This window comes from Streptomyces sp. NPDC004838, from assembly GCF_053600955.1.
In genome coordinates, this window is the sequence record NZ_JBSGAW010000005.1 from 69,101 (window position 1) to 91,827 (window position 22,727).

The window sequence follows — 22,727 nt, forward strand, 5'->3', positions numbered from 1 at the left end:
CGACCTAGAGTGACCGTGTGGCCGACCAGCACACCCCCCGTTCCCTGATCGTCTCCCTCTACGGCGCGTACGGACGCGAACGTCAGGGGCCGTTCCCCGTGGCCGAACTCATCCGGCTGCTGGGCGCGCTCGGCGTGGACGCGCCGTCCGTGCGATCGTCGGTGTCCCGGCTCAAACGACGCGGTCTGCTGGTCGCCGCCCGCACCCCGGACGACGCGGCCGGCTACACCCTGTCCACCGACGCCCGCCAACTGCTCGACGACGGCGACCGGCGCATCTACGACCGCCAGACCCCGCTGCTCTCCGACGGCTGGGTTCTCGCGGTCTTCTCGGTGCCCGAGGCCGAACGCTCCAAGCGCCATCTGCTGCGCTCCCGGCTCGGCCGCCTCGGCTTCGGCTCGGCGGCGCCGGGGGTGTGGGTCGCCCCGGCGCGGCTGTACGAGGAGACCCGTCACACCCTGCGCCGCCTCCAGCTCGACCCGTACGTCGAACTCTTCCGGGGCGAACACCTGGGCTTCGCGGCGACGTCGGAGGCGGTGGCGGCCTGGTGGGACCTGGGGGCGATCGCCAAACTGCACGACGAGTTCCTCGAAGCGCAGGAGCCGGTGCTCGGGGCCTGGTCCTCGGGGGACGGCGGATCCCCCGAGGACGCCTACCGCGACTACCTCTTCGCGCTCGACTCCTGGCGGCGGCTGCCCTATGCCGACCCCGGCCTCCCGGTCGAGCTGCTTCCGGAGGGCTGGCCGGGCGGTCGTTCGGCGGAGGTCTTCGCGGCGCTGCACGAAACGCTGCGGGAGAAGGGTGTGGCGTTCGTGCGGCCGTGAGCCGCGGCATGGCTTTCGCGGGCGCCTTCTGTGGGGGTCTTCTATGGGGGCCTTTTTGTGGGGGCTCGTTGTAGGGGTTCCGCCGCCGCCCCGCGCGTCGCGCGCTGACGGGCCGGAAGCCGCGGAGCGGAGGCAGCGGGCCACCGGATGTCAGCCCGTCCGCCGCCTGGGGGCGGAGGGCGCGTCCACACGGCCCGTCGGCGGCCTGCGGCTGCCCGCCTGATAGGGCAGCGGCCACGGCGCCGCCGGCCCCGCGTACTCCTGTTCGGCCGCCGCGTGCAGCGTCCAGTGCGGGTCGTACAGATGCGGCCTCGCCAGTGCGCACAGATCCGCGCGGCCCGCCAGCAGCAAGGAGTTGACGTCGTCCCACGACGAGATCGCGCCGACCGCGATGACCGGGACGCCCACCGTGTTCCGTATCCGGTCGGCGTAGGGCGTCTGGTACGAGCGGCCGTACTCGGGCCGTTCGTCCGCGACGACCTGCCCGGTGGAGACGTCGAGGGCGTCGGCCCCATGTGCGGCGAAGGCGCGGGCGATCCCGGCGGCGTCCTCCTCGGTGGTGCCTCCCGCCGCCCAGTCGGTGGCCGAGATACGGACCGTCATGGGCCGCTCGTCGGGCCAGACCTCGCGTACCGCGTCGAAGACTTCGAGGGGGAAGCGGAGCCGGTCGGCGAGAGAGCCGCCGTACGCGTCGGTCCGGCGGTTGGTGAGGGGGGAGAGGAAGCCGGAGAGGAGGTAGCCGTGGGCGCAGTGGAGTTCGAGGAGATCGAATCCGCAGTCGGCCGCGCGCCGGGCGGCAGCGACGAACTCCTCGCGGACGGCGGCGAGCCCGGCCCGGTCCAGCGACTGCGGCACCTGGCTGACGCCCGCCCGGTACGGGAGGGGCGAGGCGGCGGTCAGGGGCCAGTTGCCCTCGGGGAGGGGTTCGTCCATGCCCTCCCACATCAGCCGGGTGGAGCCCTTGCGGCCCGAGTGACCGAGCTGGACGCCGATGGCCGTGCCGGGCGACACGGAGTGCGCGACCTCGGTGATACGCCGCCAGGCCCCGGCCTGCTCGGCGGTGTAGAGACCGGTGCAGCCGGGGGTGATGCGTCCCGGCGCGCTCACACAGACCATCTCGGTCATCACGAGCCCGGCTCCGCCGAGTGCCCGTGCGCCCAGATGGACGAGGTGGAGGTCGCTCGGGACGCCGTCCACGGCCGAGTACATGTCCATGGGGGAGACGACGATCCGGTTCCGCAGGGTGAGCCCGCCCAGCCGGAAGGGGGTGAACATCGGGGGTGTGACGGGCGGGCAGCCGAACTCCTGCTCGACGGAGTCCGTGAACCCGGGGTCGCGCAGCCGCAGATTGCCGTGGGTCACCCGGCGGCTGCGGGTCAGCAGGTTGAAGGCGAACTGCCGTGGCGGCTGGTCGAGGCAGCCCGCCACCTCCTCGAACCAGCGCAGACTGGCCGCCGCCGCGCGCTGCGTCGACGCCACGACCGGGCGGCGCTCGTCCTCGTACGCGATGAGCGCCTCGTCCAGCGAGCGCCGCTCGCCGATGCGGGCGGCGAGCGCGAGGGCGTCCTCGACGGCCAGTTTGGTGCCGGATCCGATGGAGAAGTGCGCGGTGTGGGCCGCGTCGCCGATGAGCACCGTACGGCCGTGGGACCAGCGGTCGTTGACGACCGTCCGGAACACGGTCCAGGCCGAGTCCTTCCCACGGAGCGGCCGGCCGCCGAGCGCGTCGGCGAAGATCTCGGCGCAGCGGTCGATGGACCACCGCGCGCTGCCGCCGCCCTCGGCACCGCGGCCATCGAGGTGGAATCCGGCCGCCCGCCAGACCTCTTCCCGCATCTCGACGATGACGGTGGAGGTGTCGGGGCCGTACGGATAGCCGTGGAGTTGCATCACCCCGTGCTCGGTCTCCGCGAACTCGAACCGGAACGCCTCGAAGGCGAGGTCCGCGGCGAGCCAGATGTAGCGGCAGCGGTGGGTGGTGATCCGCGGCCCGTAGGCGTCGGCGTCCGCCTGCCGGGTGAGGCTGTTGACCCCGTCGGCGGCGATGACGAGGTCATGGGTGGCGGCGAGTTCGGCGGCGGGCGGGGCGGGGGCCCGGAAGCGAAGCCGTACGCCGAGGTCCGTGCAGCGGCTGTGCAGGATCTCCAGCAGCCTGCGCCGGCCGAGCGCGGCGAATCCATGGCCGCCGGAGGTGAGGGTACGGCCCCGGTGGACGATGTCGATGTCGTCCCAGCGCACGAACTCGCGCTCCAGGGCCCGGTAGACGACGGGGTCGGCGTACTCGATGCCCCCGAGCGTCTCGTCGGAGAGGACGACACCGAATCCGAAGGTGTCGTCGGGCGCGTTGCGCTCCCATACGGTGATCTCGCGGCGCGGATCGAGCCGTTTCAGCAGCGCGGCGGCGTACAGCCCTCCGGGGCCGCCCCCGATGACGGCGATACGGAGGGGGGCGGGGGCGCGGGTCGCGGACTCGGCCGCTGCGACCGGGTCCCGAGCCGCGACCGGGACCGGGCCGGGGGCCGGGCCCAAGTCCGGGCCCAAGTCCGGGCCCGAGACCGCAACCGGGTGCGGGTGCGGGCGCGGGTGCGAGACCGCGGCCGGGCGCGGGTGCGAGACTGCGGCCGGGTGCGGGCTGGAGCCCGCGTCCGAGTCCGGGGCCGAGATCCGAGCCGGGTGCGGGTGGCGGGCCGAACCTCGATCCGGAGCCGTGCGCCGGGTCGAGTCCGAGGCCAAGCCGGGGGCCGTGTCCGAGTGGTGGGCTGGATGCGCGTCCGGAGCCGGGTCCGGATGGCGGGCCGAGTCCGAGACCGCGGCCGGGTGGGGGCCGGAGCCCTCGTGCGGAGCCCGGTGCGGGCCGGAGCCCTGCGGGGTCAGGGCCGGGCCCGGCCCCCTCGCGGTGGTCGGGGACCGCGGGCGGGTCATCGGCCCCGCCACTTCGGAGGCCGTTTCTCCGTGAACGCCGCATGGAACTCCGCGTAGTCCTCACCGTTCATCAGCAGGGCCTGCGTCGCCGCGTCCAGCTCCACCGAGGCCGCCAGCGGCATGTCCAGCTCGGCCGTGAGCAGGGCCTTGGTCTGGGCGTAGGCGAGGGCGGGGCCCGACGCGAGGTGGCGGGCGAGTTCGGCGGCGCGGGCGTCGGCGTCGCCCTCCTCCGTCAGTTCGCTGATCAGGCCGATGCGCTCGGCCTCGGGCGCGCGGACCGGTTCGCCGAGCATCAGCAGCCGGGTGGCGTGGCCGAGCCCGACGACCCTGGGCAGCAGATACGCCGCGCCCATGTCACCGCCCGAGAGCCCGACCTTGGTGAAGAGGAAGGCGAACCGCGCGGACGGATCCGCGATCCGGAAGTCCGAGGCCAGCGCGAGCACCGCGCCCGCGCCCGCCGCGACGCCGTGGACCGCCGCGATCACGGGGAAGGGACACTCGCGGATCGCCCGTACCACCTGCCCGGTCATGCGGTTGAAGTCCAGCAGCCGGGCCGTGTCCATGGAGAGCGTCGCGCCGATGATCTCGTCGACGTCGCCGCCGGAGCAGAAGCCTCGTCCCTCACCGCCGAGCACGAGCGCCCGTACGGACCTCTCCCGTGACAGCTCGGCGAGCAGATCACGCAGATCCGCATAGGCCCCGAAGGTGAGGGCGTTGAGCTTCTCGGGGCGGGCCAGCGTCACGGTCGCGACCCCGTCCCGCACGGTCAGCCGGAGATGACGCCATTCCTCGGTGCGCGGCGCGGAGCCGGTGAAGGGGCTCATGGAGTGCGGCCTCCTACAGCGGGGGTCTGCTGTCTGACTCTCCCCTCGAAAATATCACTCAAATGTGACTGCCGTCACGCTCGCGCGATACAGTGGCTCTTCGACGGGACGGTCACTCCGCGACGGCACGGAGCGGCGGCCGCGCACCGAGGGGGCGGTGCACCGAGGCGCGGACGCGCGAAGGGCGGCCGGCGACCGGGACTCCCGGCGGATGTGACACGGCAATGGTCCCGTCGCGGTTATGGCACAGGTCCTGACCAGGCGGGCAGGGGGCCTCTGTTTCCACCCCACCGGCTCCCTAGGCTGGACAGGGAGAGATACCGCTCACAGAACCCCCTTGCGATCGAACGGAACCGACCCGCTCCACGTATCCATGTCTACACGCGTTGAATGGACTCCGCCCATGTGGGAATCATCCGGCTCCGCCACGACATGGCGCATCGATCTGCCGCACGCCACGGCGGCCGTGCCCATGGCCCGTGCCCTGATACGTACAGCGCTGGCGGATCCCGAGGGCGGGGCGGACAGGGATACGGCCGAGCTGCTGACGGCGGAACTGGTCGCCAACGCGGTGGAGCACACCAACGGCGACTCGCCGATAGTGCTGGTGGTGGAGCTGATGCCGACAGGCTGCCGGGTGGAGGTCCACGACGGCGATCCGGTGCTGCCGGGGCAGCTGATCTACCCGGCGAACGGCGCCGCGCCCGACCCCTGGCAGGAACACGGGCGCGGTCTGCTGCTGATCCGGTCGCTGAGTTCCGACTGCGGGCACCGCCCCACCGCCGCAGGCAAGGCGGTCTGGTTCAGACTCCCGTTACGGGACTGACGGCCCCCCGGGCCGACCGCGGAAGTCCCACGCGCGCACCCCTCGCTCCCCCGCCGACCGCGCTGCTCGCCCACCGGGCGCGTTCACGCTCCTGTCAGGGGTCAGGCGCGGCCGGCAGCGGGTTTCGCGACCCGGCGGGCCCGTCAGAGGGCGGCTTCCGGCTTCGCGAGGGTCGCGACCATCACCGCCTTGATGGTGTGCATACGGTTCTCCGCCTCGTCGAAGACCACCGAGTGCTCCGACTCGAACACCTCGTCGCTGACCTCCAGCTCGGTCAGGCCGTGGCTCTCATGGATCTTGCGCGCGACCGTGGTCCCGAGGTCGTGGAACGCGGGAAGGCAGTGGAGGAACTTCACGCCCGGATTGCCGGTCGCCCTCAGCACGTCCATGGTCACGGAGTACGGGCCGAGCGCCTTGATCCGCTCGTCCCAGACCTCCTTGGGCTCGCCCATCGACACCCAGACGTCGGTGGCGACGAAGTCCGCGCCCCGCACTCCTTCGGCGATGTCCTCGGTGACGGTGATCCGGGCGCCGCTGGTCTCGGCGAGCGCACGGCCGCGGGCCAGGATCTCCGGCGCCGGCCAGTACGCCTCGGGCGCGACGATCCGTACGTCCATGCCGAGGAGAGCGCCGGTGACCACGTAGGAGTTGCCGATGTTGAAGCGGGCGTCGCCGAGATAGGCGTAGGAGATCTCCTGGAGCGGCTTGGCGGTGTGCTCGGTCATGGTGAGCACATCGGCGAGCATCTGGGTGGGGTGCCAGTCGGCGGTGAGGCCGTTGTAGACCGGGACCCCGGCGAACTCCGCCAGCTCCTCGACCGTGGTCTGCGCATCACCGCGGAACTCGATCGCGTCGAACATCCGGCCGAGCACCCGCGCGGTGTCCTTGGCGGACTCCTTGCTGCCGATATGCGAACCGGCCGGGTCGATGTAGGTCGTCGAAGCGCCCTGGTCCGCGGCCCCGACCTCGAACGCGCAGCGGGTACGGGTCGACGGCTTCTCGAAGATCAGCGCGATGTTCTTCCCGGCGAGCCGCCGCACCTCGACACCGGCCCGCTTGGCGGCCTTGAGCTCCGCGGCCAGATCGATCAGACCGCGGAACTCCTCGGCGGTGAAGTCCAGCTCCTTGAGGAAGTGGCGGCCTTCGAGATGTATCGCCATGGTGGCTGCTCCTGGGGCACGAAAAACGGGGTCGCGGACGCGGTATCGATGGAAGTCTATACGAAAGTACGCATTGATATACAGAACTCTGGGGTGAACACGGGTGAACACCCTCTATCGGCGCATCCCCCTCGGCCCTCGCCTCCCCGGGCGAGGCCCGCGAACCGGCTCACTCGGACCGTCTCCCCCAGACCGTGTTCCGCGGACCGTGTTCCGCGGACCGTGTTCCGCGGAACGCGTTTTGCCGTGTTCTCCGGACCGTGCTCTTCAGACCGCGTCCCTCTCGATCGGACAGCTCATACAGCGGGGCCCTCCCCTCCCCCGCCCCAGCTCGCTCCCGGGGATCTCGATCACTTCGATGCCCTGTTTGCGCAGATGGGTGTTGGTGGTGACATTGCGCTCGTACGCGACGACCACCCCCGGTTCGACGGCGAGCACATTGCAGCCGTCGTCCCACTGCTCCCTCTCCGCCGCGTGCACGTCCTGGGTCGCCGTGAGCACCCGGATCTCCTTCATCCCCAGCGCGGCGGCGATGGCGCTGTGCATCTGCTCCGGCGGATGGTCGCTCACCTTCAGCGCCTGAGACCCCTCGGCGGGTTCGATGGTGTACGAGCGGAGCATGCCCAGGCCCGCGTACTGCGTGAACGTGTCCCGGTCGACCATCGTCATCACCGTGTCGAGATGCATCAACGCCCGGCGCTTCGGCATGTCCAGCGCCACGATCGTGCGCGCCGAACCGGCCGCGAACAGCCCTCGGGCCAGCATCTCCACGGCCTGCGGGGTGGTGCGCTCGCTCATGCCGATCAGGACCGCGCCGTTGCCGATGACCAGGACGTCGCCGCCCTCGATGGTGGAGGGGTAGTCGTCCTGCCCCTCCGACCAGTGGTGGAACGTTCCGGCGTGCGGGCCGGTGAAGAGCGGGTGGTACTTGTAGATCGCCTCGAAGTGCACGGTCTCCCGCTGCCGGGCCGGCCAGCGCATGGCGTTGATGGAGACGCCGTCGTAGATCCAGGCGGACGTGTCGCGGGTGAAGAGGTGGTTGGGCAGGGGGTGCAGGAGGAAGTCGTCGAGGTCCATCACATGGAACCGGACGGAGGTCGGCTCGGGGTGGCCCGCGAGGAACTCCCGCTTGGTCATACCGCCGACCAGCGCCTCGACCAGGTCGGCGGTCGCCATCTCGTCGAAGACGGCACGGAGATGGTCCGTGGCGAGCGGCCCGTACTCCTTCTCGTCGAAGACCCGGTCCAGGACGAGCTTTCTGGCCTCGGGGATCTCCAGCGACTCACGCAGCAGATCGCCGAAGAGATGCACCTCCACCCCTCGGTCGCGCAGAACGTCCGCGAACCCGTCGTGTTCATGACGGGCGCGGCGCACCCAGAGCACATCGTCGAAGAGCAGCGCGTCCTTGTTGCTCGGCGTGAGGCGCTTCAGCTCCAGATCGGGCCGGTGCAGTATGACCCGGCGCAGCCGCCCGGTCTCGGAGTCGACGTGGAATCCCATGTCCCCATCCTCACCGGGCGGAGCGCCCTTCACTCGGCGAACGCCGAGAGCTTCTGCCTCTCGCATGCCGTGCCGCACCGCTACGTACCCGGTGACGGCGGTCGCGAACCAGGTCCGGGCCCCACCGGACCGGCGACGGGCCCCACCCCCGGCCCGAGCGAACCGACACCGGGCCCGACCGGACCGGCGACGGGCCCGAGCCCCGGCCCGCGCGAACCGACACCGGGCTCCGGCCGACCGGCGGCCGGACCGGGCGTCAGAGCCGGGGGTCGACCGGCTCCGACTCCAGCGCGAGTACGGCGAAGACCGCCTCGTGGACCCGCCAGAGCGGCTCTCCGTCGCCCAGCCGGTCGAGCGCCTCGAGCCCCAGGGCGTACTCCCTCAGAGCCAGCGAGCGCTTGTGCCCGAGGAACCGGTCGCGCAGCCGCTCCAGATTCTTCGGACGGGTGTACTCCGGGCCGTAGACGATCCGGAGGTACTCACGGCCCCGGACCTTGACACCTGGCTGGACCAGCGCGCCCTTCGCGGTGCGGGTGAGCGCCTGGAGCGGTTTGACCACCATGCCCTCACCGCCCTCGCCGGTCATGGTCAGCCACCAGTCCACCCCGGCCCGGACCGATGCCTCGTCGCCGGTGTCGACCACCAGCCGACGGGTGGTCGACAGAAGGCCGGTGGGGTCGTTCTCGACCAGCCGGTCCAGCCATGCCAGCTGCTCGTCATGGGGCACGGCCGCGAGCGAGCGCCCCTGGGCGGCGAGGATCTGGAACGGCGCGAGCCGTACTCCCTCCAGCCCGTCCGTCGTCCAGCAGTAGCGCCGGTACGCCTGGGTGAACGCGGTCGCGTCCGCCGCCCGCTCGCGCTGCACCGAGAGCAGCCCGCCGACGTCGACGCCTCGGGCGGCCGCCGCTTCGAGAGCCGCGGTGGCCCCCGGGAAGACGGCTGCCGAGGCCGCCCCGACCGCCGCGTACTGCGAGCGCAGCAGTCCGGACGCCTTCAGCGACCAGGGCATCAGCTCGGCGTCCAGCAGCAGCCAGTCGGTGCCGAGTTCGTCCCAGAGCCCAGCCCCGGTGACGGCGGTGCGCAGCCGTCCGAGTATCTCCTCGGTGACGGCGGGGTCGTCGAAGAAGGGCCGCCCGGTACGGGTGTAGAGCGCGCCGGTGCACTCCGCGCCGGCGACACCGCCCGCGTCGGAGGCGGCTCCTACGCCGAACCGCTCGCGCGCGGTCGCGGCGTCCCGGCAGACCAGCACCACGGCGCGCGAGCCCATGTGCTTCTCCTCGCACACGACCCGGTCGACGCCGTCGGCCCGGTACTGCTCGAACGCCTCCGCCGGGTGTTCCAGATAGCCCTCCTTCGACGAGGTCGCGGTCGGCGACATCGTCGGCGGCAGATAGACCAGAAGCCGGGGGTCGACGGCGAAGCGGCTCATCACCTCCAGCGCCGCCGCCGCGTTCTCCTCACGGACGCCGACGCGTGCCAGGTGACGGGTCTCGACGACCCGCCGCCCGTGCACATCGGCGAGGTCCAGCGGCCGTCCCTCGCGCGCGCCCGGCGCCTCGGTGAGCAGCGGCTTGACCGGCTCGTACCAGACCTTCTCGGCGGGGACGTCGACGAGTTCGCGCTCGGGCCAGCGCAGCGCGGTCATCCGGCCGCCGAAGACCGCGCCGGTGTCCAGGCAGATGGTGTTGTTGATCCATGAGGTGCTGGGCACGGGCGTGTGCCCGTAGACGACGGCCGCCCGGCCTCGGTAGTCCTCCGCCCACGGGTAGCGCACGGGCAGCCCGAACTCGTCGGTCTCGCCGGTGGTGTCCCCGTACAGCGCGTGGGAGCGGACCCGGCCGGAGGTGCGGCCGTGGTACTTCTCGGGCAGGCCGGCGTGGCAGACGACCAGGTCGCCTCCGTCCAGGACGTAGTGGCTGACGAGTCCGTCGATGAACTCCCGCACCTGCTCGCGGAAGGCGGGGTCCCTGGCGTCCTCCTTCTCCAACTGCTCGATGGTCTCCGCCAGCCCATGGGTCCGCTGGACGTTCCGCCCCTTGAGGTAGCGGCCGAGCTTGTTCTCGTGGTTGCCCGGAACGCACAGCGCGTTCCCCGAGGCGACCATGGACATCACGCGCCGCAGCACGCCGGGGCTGTCGGGCCCCCGGTCGACGAGGTCGCCGACGAAGACGGCGGTGCGGCCGTCGGGGTGGACGCCGTCCGCGTAACCGAGCTTGGCGAGCAGGGTCTCCAGTTCGGAGCTGCATCCGTGGATGTCGCCGATGATGTCGAAAGGCCCGGTCAGATGGCGCAGATCGTTGAAACGGCGCTCGCGGACGACCTCGGCGGCGTCGACCTCCTCGACGCTGCGCAGGATGTGGACCTTGCGGAAGCCCTCGCGTTCGAGTCCGCGCAGGGAGCGGCGGAGTTCGCGGCGGTGGCGCTGGATGACGTGTCGGGGCATTCCGGCCCGGTCGGGGCGTACGGCATTGCGCTCGGCGCAGACCGCTTCCGGCAGGTCGAGGACGATCGCGATGGGCAGGACGTCGTACTGGCGCGCCAGCCGGACCAGCTCTCTGCGGCTCTCGGTCTGCACGCTGGTGGCGTCGACGACGGTCAGCCGCCCGGCCGCGAGCCGCTTGCCCGCGATGTAGTGCAGGACGTCGAAGGCGTCGGCGCTGGCGCTCTGGTCGTTCTCGTCGTCGGCGACGAGCCCCCGGCAGAAGTCGGACGAGATGACCTCGGTGGGCGCGAAGTGCCTCCGGGCGAAGGTGGACTTCCCGGAGCCGGTCGCGCCGATGAGGACGACAAGGGACAGGTCGGTCACCGGGAGCAGGCGCTTCGCGGGCGCGGCGGCGGTCCTGGTTTCGTTCTCGGCGCTCATGCGGCCTTCGCCTCCTTCTCGGTGGTGACGGCTGTGTCGGTGGTTCCTGCGGCGGTGGTTCCTGTGGCGGGGTCGGTCTTCTTGGGATCGGTCTTTGCGGGGTCGGTGGTGTCGGTACGGGTGAACACGGCCATCTGGGTGGGCGGACCGACCTCGGGGTCGTCGGGGCCGACGGGCACGAACTCGACGCGGTAGCCATTCCGTTCGGCGACCTGCCGTGCCCAGGCGCGGAACTCCGCCCGTGTCCACTCGAACCGGTGGTCGGCATGGCGCACATGTCCGGCGGGCAGGGTCTCCCAGCGGACGTTGTACTCGACGTTCGGCGTGGTCACGATCACGGTCGTGGGCCGGGCGGCGCTGAACACCGCGTACTCCAGAGCGGGCAGGCGCGGCGGATCCACATGCTCGATGACCTCGCTGAGCACGGCCGCGTCATAGCCGGTCAGCCGCTTGTCGGTGTACGTGAGCGCGCCCTGGAGCAGCGTGAGGCGCGCGGCCTGGCGCTCCCCCAGCCGGTCCAGCTTCAGCCGCCGTCCGGCGATGGTGAGCGCACGCATGGAGACGTCGACGCCGACGATCTCGGTGAAGCGCACGTCCTTGAGGAGTGCCTGCACCAACTGCCCCTGTCCGCAGCCCAGGTCGAGCACGCGCTTCGCCCCGGCCGTCCGCAGGACCTCCAGAATCGCCTGCCGACGCTGCTCGGCGAGCGGCACGGGCTTCTCCTCGGTGTCCTGGGTCTCGTCCACCGCGTTGTCGACGTCCTCGACCCGCAGGTCGTCCGTCTCGGCCAGCCGGACCAGTTCGAGGCGTTCCATCGCCTGACGGGTCAGCCCCCAGCGACGGGAGAGATAGCGGCTGGTGATCAGCTTCTGCTCGGGGTGGTCGGCCAGCCAGCCCTCACCGGCGCGGAGCAGTTTGTCGACCTCGTCGGGCGCGACCCAGTAGTGCTTGGAGTCGTCGAGGACCGGCAGCAGGACGTAGAGCTGCCGCAGGGCGTCGGCGAGCCTCAGCTCGCCCTCCAGCCGCAGCTGGACATAGCGGGACGCGCCCCACTCGGGAAAGCGTTCGTCCAGCGCCACCGGCCGGGCCTCGACGGTGGTCCAGCCCAGTGGCCCGAACAGCTTCCGCACCAGTTCCTCACCGCCGCGCGCGGGCATGGCGGGCACCTCGACACGCAGTGCCATCGGGGTCTCGGCCCGCTCGGGCAGCGCCGCGCAGACACCTCGCAGGGCGCTCCTGAAGACGGTGCTCAACGCGACGGCGAGCAGCGAGGAAGCGGCATACGGGCGGTCGTTGACGTACTGCGCGAGAGCCGAGTCGGGCTGTCCGCCGCGGCCCTTGCCCTTGCCGCGCCGCACGAGCGCCACCGGATCCACCTCCAGCAGCAAGGCGGCTGTGCAGCGCTCGGCGGACGCCTCGGGGTAGAAGACATGCGCCGTGCCGTGCGAGGTGGAGAACGCCTGCGACTTGTCGGGATGCTTGTGCAGCAGGAATCCCAGGTCGGTGGCGGGGCGTTTCGGGGTGCCGGTGGTACTGATCGTCAGGAACACACCCCGAGTATCCGGGGCGTCGGGTTCCCGCGGTAGCCGATTTCCCCGGTCCCGGCGGGATCGCCGCCTCCAACGCCCGGCGAGGCCCCGGCCGATCGGCGGGGTCGGGCGCACGACGATCGGCCGGGGCCTCAGCCGCTTCTGATGGATCTTGCTGGGCTCGCGTGGCCCGACCCTTCGGAAACGACCCAGGGCCGGAGCCCGGCCGACCGTCGGTGCGGCCCGGTTCGAGCGTCCGGCCCCGGCGGCGGAGTCACCCGCCGCTGGCGACCTTGGCGCGGTAGTACGTCTCCGAGGCGTCGGCGAACTTCTGGATGAAGTAGGCGTTCACCCCCGCGCCCGCCAGGGCTCCGAGGACGGGGACCGCCCCGGTGACCGCCTTGGAGCCGAGGATCGCCGAGAACTTGACCGCCGCCTTCTGCGCGATCTTCTGGAGGAACGGCTTGCTCAGCTTGGCCAGCGCCTTCCCGCCCTTCTTGCCGGCGATCTTCGCGCTGACGGTGGACACGCCCGCGCCCGCACCCATGGCGAGCGCCTTGGCCATGACGGCGGTGCCGTAGGTCGGGTACGTGGCGTTGAAGGCGATCCAGCCCGCGGCGGCCCCGGTGCCGACGGAGGTCACGCTCAGCGCGTCGGGCTCCAGAGCCCCAGCCCATAAACCCAGGATGACTGCCAGATCGTCCTCACCGTCCACCGTGGCACCGAGCTTGAAACCGATCCCCCACGCGCAGATCGACATCTTGTGAAGCAGAAAGCCCACATCAGCGGTGAGCGCGACGAGATGCGCGCCGGGCACCGCCATCGCGGCGGCCCCCGCCGCGGCGACCTGCGCGGTCTGCGAGGCTCGCCATCCGGAGAGCGTCGTGTAACCGGCGGCGCCCCGCCGGGCCAGATCGGTGTCCCAACCCAGCGAGTTGAACGCGTTCACGAATATGTTCGCGGTGACGTCCGCTCCCATACCCCCACCCCTCCGCAGTTCCGGTCCCCTCAGCGAGGGCGTCCCCCGCCACCCGCCCGTCCTCAGACGCATTCGTACGATGTCCGTATCATGCCGCAACAAAACACCGCACCAGCACCTTTCGCCTCCAACCATCCCTGAACAGCATGGAGTTGGAGATTTTGGCAGGTGCATGCCCTCAATCGACGGCCGAACGCGGCGCGCGCGTTCGGGGCACGGTCTCCAGGCACAGGTTCGGGGAGCAGATCTCCAGGCGCTGCTTCGGGACGAGGTTCTATGGACGCACGGCTGGCGGGTTGCCGGGCCGCCAGGCCGCCGGCAGCCTGTCGGCCGCGCGGCCCGACCCCGCCCCGGCCCGGCCGGCGATTCGCTCGGCGCGACGGCGATCGGAGCGGCTCCGGGTCGGAGGGGTCGGCCGGACGGGCCCGGCGGAGGGCACGTTCCATCAGCCCGGTCGGCCAGGGCGTTGAGGGTGGTCCAGCCGGTCCGGGCCTTGAGGTTGGTCGGGGCGAGCCGGCAGGGTCCCGCCGTCGGTGGGAGCGGTGAGAGCGGTGAGTTCCGCGATCAGACCGGGCCCGACCCGACAGCATCCGCCGATCAGCCGGGCGCCCGCTGCCCGCCACTCCCGGACCCGGCGGGGATCATAGGTGACCTCGCCTCGCCAGGCCCGCGCGTCCGCGTCCCACCGCTCCCCGCTGTTCGGATAGACGACCACGGGCTTTCCCGCGCCGTCGGCCGCCAAGGCCACCGCGCGGTCCGCGTCACGCGGCTCGCAGCAGTTCACCCCCACGGCGATCACCTGGTCCACACCCGAGGCCATCCGGAAGGCCGCCGCCGAGTCCTGCCCCGCACGGGTGCGCTCGCCGCCGACGCTGTAGGAGAGCCACACCGGCACCCCGCAGCCGTCGACCGCTCTGAGCAGCGCCTCCGCCTCGTCCATGTCCGGCACCGTCTCCAGGGCGAGCACATCGGGAGCGGCCGCGGCCAGGGCCTCGATCCGGGGCCGGTGGAAGCGCTCCAACTCTCGCACCGACAGCCCGTACCGCCCGCGGTACTCGCTGCCGTCCGCGAGCATCGCGCCATACGGCCCGACCGAGGCCGCCACCCACACCTCCTCTCCGGTCGCCTCTCCCGCGTTCCGCGCCAGTTCGACACCGCGGGCCAGCAGCCGCGCGGTCTCCTGCCGCCCGATGCCCCTGCGGGCGAACCCCTCGAACGTGGCCTGATATCCGGCGGTGATGAGCACCCGCGCACCCGCCCGCACATATGCCGTGTGCGCCACCTCGATCTGCCGAGGGCCGTCGGCCAGGAGCCGTGCCGACCAGAGGTCGTCGGACAGATCGCACCCCTGGGCCTCCAGTTGGTTGGAGAGGCCGCCGTCGAGGACGACGGGTCCCTGTGCGAGAGCCGCGGCGAGTGTGCGGACGGGGCGCATGGGGCTCAGCCCAGCTGGGACTGGACCTGCGCGGAGATCAGCTCCAGGTGGTCCAGATCGTGCAGATCGAGGATCTGGAGGTAGATCCGGGACGCGCCCGTCGTCCCGTACCGGCCGATCTTGTCGACCACCTCGGCGGGCGAGCCCGCCAGCCCGTTCGCCTTCAGCTCGTCCACCTCCCGTCCGATGGCGGCGGCCCGGCGGGCCACCTCGGCGTCGTCCTTGCCCACGCAGGCGACCAAGGCGTTCGAGTACACCAGGTCGCCGGGCCGGCGTCCGGCGGCCTCGGCAGCGTCCCGGACCCGGCCGAACTGCCGTTCACTGTCTTCGATCGAGGCGAAGGGGATGTTGAACTCATCCGCGTACCGCGCGGCCAGCCTCGGGGTGCGGACGGCCCCGTGGCCGCCGATCAGTACCGGCACACGGCCCTTCACGGGCTTCGGCAGGGCGGGCGAGTCGGTCAGCTGGTAGTACCTGCCGTCGTACGCGAACGTCTTGCCGACGTCCGTGGCCCACAGCCCCGTGACGATCGCCAGCTGCTCCTCCAGTCTGTCGAACTTCTCCTTGGGAAACGGGATGCCGTACGCCTTGTGCTCCTCCTCGAACCATCCCGCGCCCAGCCCCAGCTCGATCCGGCCGCCCGACATCTGGTCGACCTGGGCGACCTGGATCGCCAGCACGCCCGGCAGCCGGAAGGTGCCCGCCGTCATCAGGGTGCCGAGGCGGATCCGCCGGGTCTCGCGGGCCAGTCCGGCCAGCGTGATCCAGGCATCGGTGGGGCCGGGCAACCCGTCGGCGCTCCCCATGGCCACGTAGTGGTCGGAGCGGAAGAAGGCGTCAAAACCCAGGTCCTCGGTGGCTTTGGCAACGGTCAGCAAGGTGTCGTAGCTCGCCCCTTGCTGGGGCTCGGTGAAAATTCGAAGGTCCATACGTCCATCCTGCACCGTCGAACGCCGGTCGCCCCGGCCTCGATCCCCCGACGCCCACCCGCCCGGTCGGGTGAGACGGTCGCCGCGGCGGACCGCGCACTTCCCGCCCGCCGGCCGGCCGGAGACACGGGTCGTCGGCTCCGGCGGGCCGGGACCGCGCCCATGACCACGCGAGGCGGGATGATCGCACCGACCCGGTCGCCGTTCACGATGTACCCGCCGCCGAGTCCACCGCGTCCGAAAGCCGGGACGACTCCTCCACCGCGGACGAACCGCCGGAAGCGGGCGCGACGCCGGGCCGCAGAGGCGGCCGGGGCACATGGGTCGACCCGGACGCACCGGCCCGCTCCGAGGCGGAAGCCCCGGCCGGACCTGCCCAGCCGGCAGGCTCGACAAGACCGTCGGAACCGGCAGGACCGGCAGGACCGCCCCCTTCCCGCGCCGGACAGGCGTCCTCCTCGCCTCGGCCGACGCCCTCCGGAACCCGTCCTCCCCTCTCCCCGCCGGAGCCGGTCAGCTCCCGCACGGGCGACGCGCGCACAGGCGGTTCGGACACGGCCGGCTCAGGTACCGACGGTTCGGGTACGGGCGGTTCAGGTACGGGCGGTTCAGACGCCTCCCGCACGGGCCCCGCCCTCTCTCTGACGGTGCCCGGCGATCGCCATACTTCCCGCGCCTCGAGATCCTTCGCCGCGAGTCTGCGCAGCATCGCCCGCACCCGGTCGTTCGACTCGTCCGCCGCGTCCATCGCCTCGATGCACTGCCAGTACATCCCCTCCTCGTCCGTGGCACACGCCACGCCGACAAGGGCGATTCCCACGTCGCCCAGCAGCGCGCCCAGCGCGGTGAGCGTCTCGCGCGGATTCACCACGCCTGACAGCAGCGAGGCCCTGATCCCGCCGTGCCCGCCCGGAAGGTCCGGCGTCCCCGCGCTCCGCCCGCCGATCTCGCTGAGCCCTCGCGCCTCCCCTCTCAGCTCCGGTGGCCCGTACACCACCAGGCGTCCGCCGATCGCCTGCGCGAGTGTCTGGGCCTGCCACGCCTCCACCACGATCTCCGATACCGCCTGGCTCTGCGCCAAGGCGTGCCGACTCAACCGGATGAGCCGCTCCGCGTCCATGTACGCCCCCGTTCGCACGACTGACTGCCCACTAGTTCATTACCCAGCGTGAAGGTCGTTGAGCCTGAACGCCATAGGAATTCGGAAATCTGTGGACAGCAAGCCGGTTGTGGATAAGTTGATGACTCCGGAGAGTGACATCATCTTGATCATCGGGGCCTCCGGGGAGCCGGGACCCCCTGTCGTGGAACCGGAGGACGTCACCGTGCCGACGGCCTCCCAAAACCTTGAGGGTCTCAGACCCCCCGGCGTTCCCAGGGCGTCCAGCGGACCTCAGAAGTCCCGTGGACCCCCTGGGGGCTTCCGACGCGCCTCAGAGCGCCCCACGCGCCCCCAGGGCCCCGACGCACTCCAGTACCTCATGGCCTCCCCCTCCCTCGGTGCCCCCGGAGAACGTCACGGCGCCGGGAAGCGGATCTCATTCCGGTCGATCTTGTCGGAGAGCGCCGCCAGCGCGTCCACCCCGAGCACTTCGCAGAACTGGAGGAGATACGCCAGCACATCCGCGACCTCGTCCCGTACCCGGTGCGCCGACTCCTCCTCGTCCATCACCCGTGCCGACTGCTCCGGTGTCAGCCACTGGAAGATCTCCACCAGTTCGGCCGCCTCGACGCTCAGCGCCACGGCCAGATTCTTGGGGGTGTGGTACGGCCCCCAGGCACGCGCCTCGGCGAACGCGGCCAGTCTGCCCTGCAGACCCGCGATGTCCAACCCGTCATCTCTCGTCACGGCATCAGGTCTACCACCGTCACACCGTCCACCCCGCGAGCGAAGGAGGCGTCGGAGACGGCTCCCACCAGCCGCACATGCCCGCGTGCGGCCATCTCCGCGGCCAGCGAGACCAGGCCGCGCGCCTGCTTCGGGTCGAGACAGCGGTCGAAGCCGTCCGCGAGGACGGTGAGCGACTGGTACGCGGCCGGAATCTCCGCCGCCGGATCCATGGCGAGCACACCCGGCCCGGTGAGCAGTACCAGCGCGAGCGCCAGGAACCTCAACTCGCCCTCGCCGAGCCGTTCCACGGGGGTCCTGCGATGGCCGCCCCGGCCCACCGACGCCCGTAAGGTGCCGTCGGCCAGTTCCTGCACCGTCAGATCCGCGACCTCGCCCGCGCACCCCGCGCGCGCCGCCGCGGTCAGCCGGGCGTGCCGCTTGGCGCACTGGCCGCCCGTACGGTGCAGCACCTCGGCGAGGTTCTCGCAGCTCCACCGGAGTCTCCCGTCGCCCGCGGCGGCCGGCCTCCGCATCCCGCCTGGCTGGGGATCGCAGCGGAAGACCGAGCGCAGGGCCACCACCACTTGTTCCGCCGCCGCGAGCACGAGTAACTGGCCCTCCGTCCTGCCCGCCACCCGCAGCGGCAGGAGCGCCGTGCCGAGCCGGTCGTCGGGCAGGGGCGCGCGGGTCACCGGCACCGTTCCCGCCGTGAGCCAGGCCGCCTGCACCGAGGGGCGTCCTGGGTCGCGCAGTGCTGTGGTGAGCAGGGTGCGGCCGCCGCGGGTGAGCCGCTCGCCGACGATCCGGAGGCTTGGTTCCGCCTGGACGGCGAGATCGAGGCGTACGGGACCGGCCGGACCGTCGACCGTACAGCCGAGGTGGAATCCCCGTCGCCCCTGCCCATCGGCTCCCGCCTGCTCCGGTACGCAGGCCGCCGGATCGGGGAAGACCTCCGGGAGCCCCTCGCCCGCGGCCAGTCGCGCCAGGGCCTCGTACGCCTGGAGAACGCTCGACTTGCCGCTGCCGCTGGTCCCCGCGAACAGTGTGAGCGGGGTGAGGCGGAAGGCCGCTCCCCGGTGGGCCCTGAAGGCGGAGAGCCGCAGTTCGGTGACTGCGGGGCGGGGGGCGTGCGCGTCGTCGTCCGGCGGAGTGTTCGCGTCCATGAACGGACGGTACGCAGCGCGAAGTACGCCGAACCGTTCCGCCTCGGAGACCTTCCTACGAATGGGCGACCCCGGCCCCGAGCGCCGGGTCCGCGCGACCGGCCTCGAGCGCCGGGCCCGGACGGCAGGTCGGGAGCGGATTCGGCGGGGCCGCGCCGGGCTCCCGCGGCGCACGGCGGCGCACTGAGCCCGTGGATCGATCGGCCGCCCGCCCGAGTCGGCGACCACGGGTCACAGGCTCGGGCGGGCCTCCGGCTTCCACGAGTCCGAACCCCCGCCGGATCCGAACCCCCGCCGGATCCGGACTCCTGCCGGATCCGGACTCCTGCCGGGGTCGCGGTTCGTGGGAGCCCGGCACGGCGTTACTGGCCGCGGGGGGCGGGGCGGGGGAAGGTGCCGGTGGCCTCCGCGATTCCCTCGACCTCCGTTCCGGCCGGTGCCAGGAGGAACACATTCCGGTCGACGCGGTGCATAGCGCTGCCGAGACCGAAGACGACACCGCTGCTGAAGTCCAGGATGCGCTTGGCCACATCGGTGTCGGCACCGGTGAGGTCGAGCAGCACCGGGATCCGCGCGATGAGGTGGTCGGCGACCTCACGCGCGTCCGCGAAGACCTGCACCCGCAGGACGATGAAGCGGCGTTGCTCGGCCGCCGGGTAGTCCTGTGGGACGGTGCGGTGGTCGACTCTCGACGGCCACTCGTCGCGGCCGCGCAACGGGACGACCTGCGCGAGGCCCTCCCACTGCTCGTCGGTGACGTCGTACCTCTCGTACCTACTCATGTGTCCATCCTTCCGCGCCTCACCCGTTCGGCCCAACTCCGACACGGATGGGCCGCCCATGTATCGGAATGGCGAGGTCGGGTGATCCGGGAGTCGTGGGCGCGCAGCGGCGAGAACACCCTTCCCTCACACCTCATGCCTCACACGGAAGTGACAGTTCGACGTATCCGCCGGCCTGGTGAAGGCCCTCCATCGGCCGTCCGAAGGGAGAGTGGAGTGGCCGGAATCCGGTGTCGGAGTAGATGTCCTCGGCGAGACGTCCGGCCCGCTCGGCCGCCTCGGTGTCACCGCGGGCGGCCTGTGCCAGGGCGATGAGCGCATGGGCCTGGCCCTCCTGGAGCCGGAGTTGGGACTCCTGGGCCAGAGCCAGCGCGTCCGCCGCGTAACACAGTCCCTCCAGCGGCCTGCGTACGCGTACGGCGCAGACGCCGAGGCCGAGCAGGGCAACGGTACGTCCCTTCAGATAGCCGATCTCCGCGGCGATCCCGCGGGCGATGCGGAAGTGCTCGAAGGCCCGCTCGTACTGGCAGAGTTGATAACGGGCGTGCCCCATGGCGATCATGGCGTCGAGTCGGAGGCGTGGGCGGCCCGCCCGTCTGCTGAGCCTGCACGCCATCAGGCCGGCGCGCAGCGCGCCGGGTCCATCGCCGGCTTCCGCGCCGATCGTGGCGATGACGCTGAGGATCTCAGCCTCGCCGGCGAGGTTGCCGATGGCCTGGAAGCCCTGCCGGGCCGTGGTGGCGAGTTCCTGGGCCGACACCAGTTCGCCGAGGTCGAGCGAGATGGTGGCCAGGGTGGAGCTGACACGGGAGATACTGTCGGGCGCGGAGAGCCGGCGGGAGAGGACGAGCGCGCGTCGGCACAGGCGTTCCGCTTCCCGGAGGCGGCCCAATCCGTGCAGCACCTCGCCCAGCCCCAGCAGCGGCTGGGACGGTGTGCGGCGCAGTGTGCGGTCGAGCGTGATGGCCCGGTCGTAGTAGTCCGCCGCCTGGCTCAGCAGTCCGAGATCGGCGGAGACGCCGCCCAGATTGGAGAGGGCGACCGACTCGCAGGCTCCCCATCCCGCGCGCCGGGCCAGTTCGATGGACTGCTCGAAGTGGCTTCGGCTCAGCTCCGGTTCGCCCATGGTGAAGCTGACGAGCCCCAGGCTCTGGTGGGCGGCGGCCTGACCCCGGTAATCACGCGCGTGATAAGCGGCCCGGAGTGCGACGGAGGCCACCGTCGTCCAGGTCTCGGTGTCGTGGCGGAGCCAGAAGAAGCCGCGCAGGGTGTCGGCGAGCACCCATACGGTCGGATTCGGCGCCCTCCCCGACCTCGCATCCGAAGCACCCGAAGCACCCGAAGCACCCGAAGCACCTGAAGCACCTGAAGCACCCAGAGTGCCCGAAATGCCCACAGCTCCTGGCATCGCCGGAACTCCCGGAACCCCGAGAACTCCTGTCGCCCCCGGCGCTTCACCCGCCTTCGCGCCGCGGTCGCGCGCGCTCTCGGCGCTCTGTGCCGCCGTCGCTCCGGCCGTGACGCCACGCCTTGCTCCGGTGGCCTCCGCCCCGGCCACCGCCACCGCCTCCGCCCCGACCGCGGGATCCGGCTCGGCCTCGGCCTCGGCTTCCATCACGATCAACCGCACCATATGGGTGTGTTCGGCGTCGAACCAGTCCGCGGCGAGCTGGGGATCGTCGAACACGGCGGGCCTCGTCCCCGCGTCCACCGGCTCGGCCTCCATCCGCAGGATCTGCGGATAGAGGCAACGGGCCGCGTCGTCCGCCGAGGCCGCGTACCAGCGCAGCAGCCTGCGGCGGGCTTCCCGGTGCACGGAGGCGGGCTCCCCGGCGTCCGCCAGCAGCCGCGCGTACCACCAGATGAGATCGTGCAGCCGCAGCCGGTCCTGGCCGAGGCGCTCCATGAGGTGTTCGGCGAAGAGCCGGTCGAGGACATGGACGGCGGCGGCGAACGAGCGACCCAGGAGCGCCGCGACGGCCGCCACGGTCGTCGCGGGTCCCGGCAGCAGGCCCAGCAGGCGGAAGGCGTCCCTCGCCTCCGGGTCGAGCCGCCGGTACGACAGCTCGAAGGCCCTGCGTACGGCGGAGTCGGGGTCCCCCGCCACGGTGAGGCTCTCCAGCGGGTTGCCCGACCGCAACTCCCTGACGTGGTCGGCGATCCGGCTGTCCGGGTGCAGCGCGAGGTTGGCCGCCGCGATCCGCAGCGCGAGCGGGCCGCTGCCGCAGATGGCGATGAGGTCGGCCAGGGCGTCGGGCTCGGCGAGCGCCCGGCGCGCTCCGATGACGCTGCGGACGAGTTCCTCGGCGTCGTCCGGGGCCAGCGGGCGCAGCGGCAGCATCGAAGCGCCATGGCTCACGATCAGCGAACCGAGCCGGTTCCGGCTGGTGACCAGAGCGAGGCACCCGGAGTCGTACGGCAGTAACTGGCGTACCTGATCGGCCGATTCGGCGTTGTCGAGGACGATGAGCACGCGCCGGTCGGCCAGGGTGCGCTGATACAGCTCGGCCATGTCCGCGGAGTCGTGCGGAATGTTCGGATACGGGATGCCGAGCGCCCGCAGCAGCCCGGAGAGCGCTTCCTTGGGCTTCATCGGGCTGTCGTCGCTGTGCCCTCGCAGATCGAGGAAGAGCTGGCCGTCGGGGAAGGCCGTCTCGGCGCGCCGACACCACTGGAGGGCCAGGGCGGTCTTTCCGCTGCCGGCGGGCCCGACGATCATCATCACGCCTGAGCCGCCGCGCGCGTCCGAGACGAGGCCGCTGAGCGCGTCCAGCTCCTGGGTCCGTCCGATGAACGCGCCTGTTCTGGACTGGCGTCGTACGGATTCGGCCTCGGGGCGCATGGATCCGCCGCCGGGCCGCGGCGACCCGGCGGAGGGTCGCTCGTCCACGGGGCCGGACTCCGAGGATCCGGTGAAGGGCGCTTCGGCTCCCATGGCGGAGGGCTCGAATCCGGTGGAGAGCGTCTCAGGTCCATCGAATCCGTCAAGACCGCCAAACCGGTCACGTCCGTCGCGTCGGTCTGGTCCGTGGCGTCCGTCAGGACCGTCGCGTCGGTCGGGACCGTGGCGTCCGTCAGGACCGTCGCGTCGGTCGGGACCGTGGCGTCCGTCAGGACCGTCGCGTCGGTCGGGACCGTGGCGTCCGTCAGGACCGTCGCG

The 22,727-nt window shown here is 71.8% G+C and carries 15 protein-coding genes and 1 pseudogene; 2 read left to right on the forward strand and 14 right to left on the reverse strand.

What is annotated here, in order from left to right:
* The first annotated feature begins 17 nt into the window (after positions 1-17).
* The gene (locus ACWEFL_RS07930; RefSeq protein WP_451709032.1) at positions 18-824 is read left to right on the forward strand and encodes a PaaX family transcriptional regulator; all 807 of its coding nucleotides are present in this window, start codon (positions 18-20) and stop codon (positions 822-824) included.
* A gap of 150 nt (positions 825-974) precedes the next feature.
* On the opposite strand, the gene ACWEFL_RS07935 is transcribed toward ACWEFL_RS07930, so the two are convergent.
* Together ACWEFL_RS07935 and ACWEFL_RS07940 are read right to left on the reverse strand one after the other, a co-directional pair.
* Positions 975-3,365, reverse strand: coding sequence for a bifunctional salicylyl-CoA 5-hydroxylase/oxidoreductase (locus ACWEFL_RS07935; RefSeq protein WP_451709035.1), 2,391 nt, complete (start codon positions 3,363-3,365; stop codon positions 975-977).
* A 377-nt stretch (positions 3,366-3,742) separates the two neighbouring features.
* Complete coding sequence (locus ACWEFL_RS07940) at positions 3,743-4,570, reverse strand: enoyl-CoA hydratase family protein (protein WP_451709038.1); 828 nt, start codon at positions 4,568-4,570, stop codon at positions 3,743-3,745.
* A gap of 403 nt (positions 4,571-4,973) precedes the next feature.
* On the opposite strand from ACWEFL_RS07940, the gene ACWEFL_RS07945 reads away from it, so the two are divergent.
* The gene (locus tag ACWEFL_RS07945) at positions 4,974-5,396 is read left to right on the forward strand and encodes an ATP-binding protein (protein ID WP_451709040.1); all 423 of its coding nucleotides are present in this window, start codon (positions 4,974-4,976) and stop codon (positions 5,394-5,396) included.
* A 143-nt stretch (positions 5,397-5,539) separates the two neighbouring features.
* Here ACWEFL_RS07945 and argF read toward each other — a convergent pair whose 3' ends face one another.
* From argF to ACWEFL_RS08005, 12 genes and pseudogenes are all read right to left on the reverse strand, one after another.
* Entirely contained in the window at positions 5,540-6,556 is a 1,017-nt protein-coding gene (gene argF / locus ACWEFL_RS07950) for an ornithine carbamoyltransferase (protein WP_451709043.1), read from the reverse strand.
* Positions 6,557-6,823: 267 nt separating this feature from the next.
* Complete coding sequence (locus tag ACWEFL_RS07955; RefSeq protein WP_451709046.1) at positions 6,824-8,056, reverse strand: arginine deiminase; 1,233 nt, start codon at positions 8,054-8,056, stop codon at positions 6,824-6,826.
* Positions 8,057-8,312: 256 nt separating this feature from the next.
* Entirely contained in the window at positions 8,313-10,919 is a 2,607-nt protein-coding gene (locus tag ACWEFL_RS07960; RefSeq protein ID WP_451709049.1) for a polynucleotide kinase-phosphatase, read from the reverse strand.
* Entirely contained in the window at positions 10,916-12,469 is a 1,554-nt protein-coding gene (locus ACWEFL_RS07965) for a 3' terminal RNA ribose 2'-O-methyltransferase Hen1 (protein ID WP_451709052.1), read from the reverse strand. Before ACWEFL_RS07965 ends, ACWEFL_RS07960 begins: the two co-directional genes overlap by 4 nt.
* A gap of 253 nt (positions 12,470-12,722) precedes the next feature.
* The gene (locus ACWEFL_RS07970) at positions 12,723-13,427 is read right to left on the reverse strand and encodes a hypothetical protein (protein WP_451709054.1); all 705 of its coding nucleotides are present in this window, start codon (positions 13,425-13,427) and stop codon (positions 12,723-12,725) included.
* A gap of 445 nt (positions 13,428-13,872) precedes the next feature.
* On the reverse strand, positions 13,873-14,862 hold the full coding sequence (gene mmuM, locus ACWEFL_RS07975; protein WP_451709056.1) for a homocysteine S-methyltransferase: 990 nt from the start codon (positions 14,860-14,862) through the stop codon (positions 13,873-13,875).
* 5 nt (positions 14,863-14,867) lie between these two features.
* Positions 14,868-15,791, reverse strand: coding sequence for an LLM class F420-dependent oxidoreductase (locus ACWEFL_RS07980; protein WP_451709059.1), 924 nt, complete (start codon positions 15,789-15,791; stop codon positions 14,868-14,870).
* 610 nt (positions 15,792-16,401) lie between these two features.
* Positions 16,402-16,911 (reverse strand): annotated as a pseudogene (locus ACWEFL_RS07985) (DUF6099 family protein); the annotation flags it as partial.
* 396 nt (positions 16,912-17,307) lie between these two features.
* The gene (locus ACWEFL_RS07990; protein WP_451709061.1) at positions 17,308-17,640 is read right to left on the reverse strand and encodes a nucleotide pyrophosphohydrolase; all 333 of its coding nucleotides are present in this window, start codon (positions 17,638-17,640) and stop codon (positions 17,308-17,310) included.
* Positions 17,637-18,785, reverse strand: coding sequence for an AAA family ATPase (locus ACWEFL_RS07995; protein ID WP_451709064.1), 1,149 nt, complete (start codon positions 18,783-18,785; stop codon positions 17,637-17,639). Before ACWEFL_RS07995 ends, ACWEFL_RS07990 begins: the two co-directional genes overlap by 4 nt.
* A gap of 362 nt (positions 18,786-19,147) precedes the next feature.
* Positions 19,148-19,567, reverse strand: a complete 420-nt coding sequence (locus ACWEFL_RS08000) for a cell division protein SepF (protein ID WP_451709067.1) — start codon at positions 19,565-19,567, stop codon at positions 19,148-19,150.
* 133 nt (positions 19,568-19,700) lie between these two features.
* The gene (locus ACWEFL_RS08005) at positions 19,701-22,457 is read right to left on the reverse strand and encodes an ATP-binding protein (protein WP_451709070.1); all 2,757 of its coding nucleotides are present in this window, start codon (positions 22,455-22,457) and stop codon (positions 19,701-19,703) included.
* Positions 22,458-22,727 lie beyond the last annotated feature (270 nt).

Bases quoted from the DNA above. Each gene is read 5' to 3' on its own strand.
- argF (WP_451709043.1), bottom strand. From the start codon at position 6,556: ATGGCGATACATCTCGAAGGCCGCCACTTCCTCAAGGAGCTGGACTTC.
- ACWEFL_RS07945 (WP_451709040.1), top strand. From the start codon at position 4,974: ATGTGGGAATCATCCGGCTCCGCCACGACATGGCGCATCGATCTGCCG.
- ACWEFL_RS07980 (WP_451709059.1), bottom strand. From the start codon at position 15,791: ATGGACCTTCGAATTTTCACCGAGCCCCAGCAAGGGGCGAGCTACGAC.
- ACWEFL_RS07995 (WP_451709064.1), bottom strand. From the start codon at position 18,785: ATGGACGCGAACACTCCGCCGGACGACGACGCGCACGCCCCCCGCCCC.
- ACWEFL_RS07970 (WP_451709054.1), bottom strand. From the start codon at position 13,427: ATGGGAGCGGACGTCACCGCGAACATATTCGTGAACGCGTTCAACTCG.
- ACWEFL_RS08000 (WP_451709067.1), bottom strand. From the start codon at position 19,567: ATGAGTAGGTACGAGAGGTACGACGTCACCGACGAGCAGTGGGAGGGC.
- ACWEFL_RS07955 (WP_451709046.1), bottom strand. From the start codon at position 8,056: ATGGGATTCCACGTCGACTCCGAGACCGGGCGGCTGCGCCGGGTCATA.
- ACWEFL_RS07960 (WP_451709049.1), bottom strand. From the start codon at position 10,919: ATGAGCGCCGAGAACGAAACCAGGACCGCCGCCGCGCCCGCGAAGCGC.
- mmuM (WP_451709056.1), bottom strand. From the start codon at position 14,862: ATGCGCCCCGTCCGCACACTCGCCGCGGCTCTCGCACAGGGACCCGTC.
- ACWEFL_RS07940 (WP_451709038.1), bottom strand. From the start codon at position 4,570: ATGAGCCCCTTCACCGGCTCCGCGCCGCGCACCGAGGAATGGCGTCAT.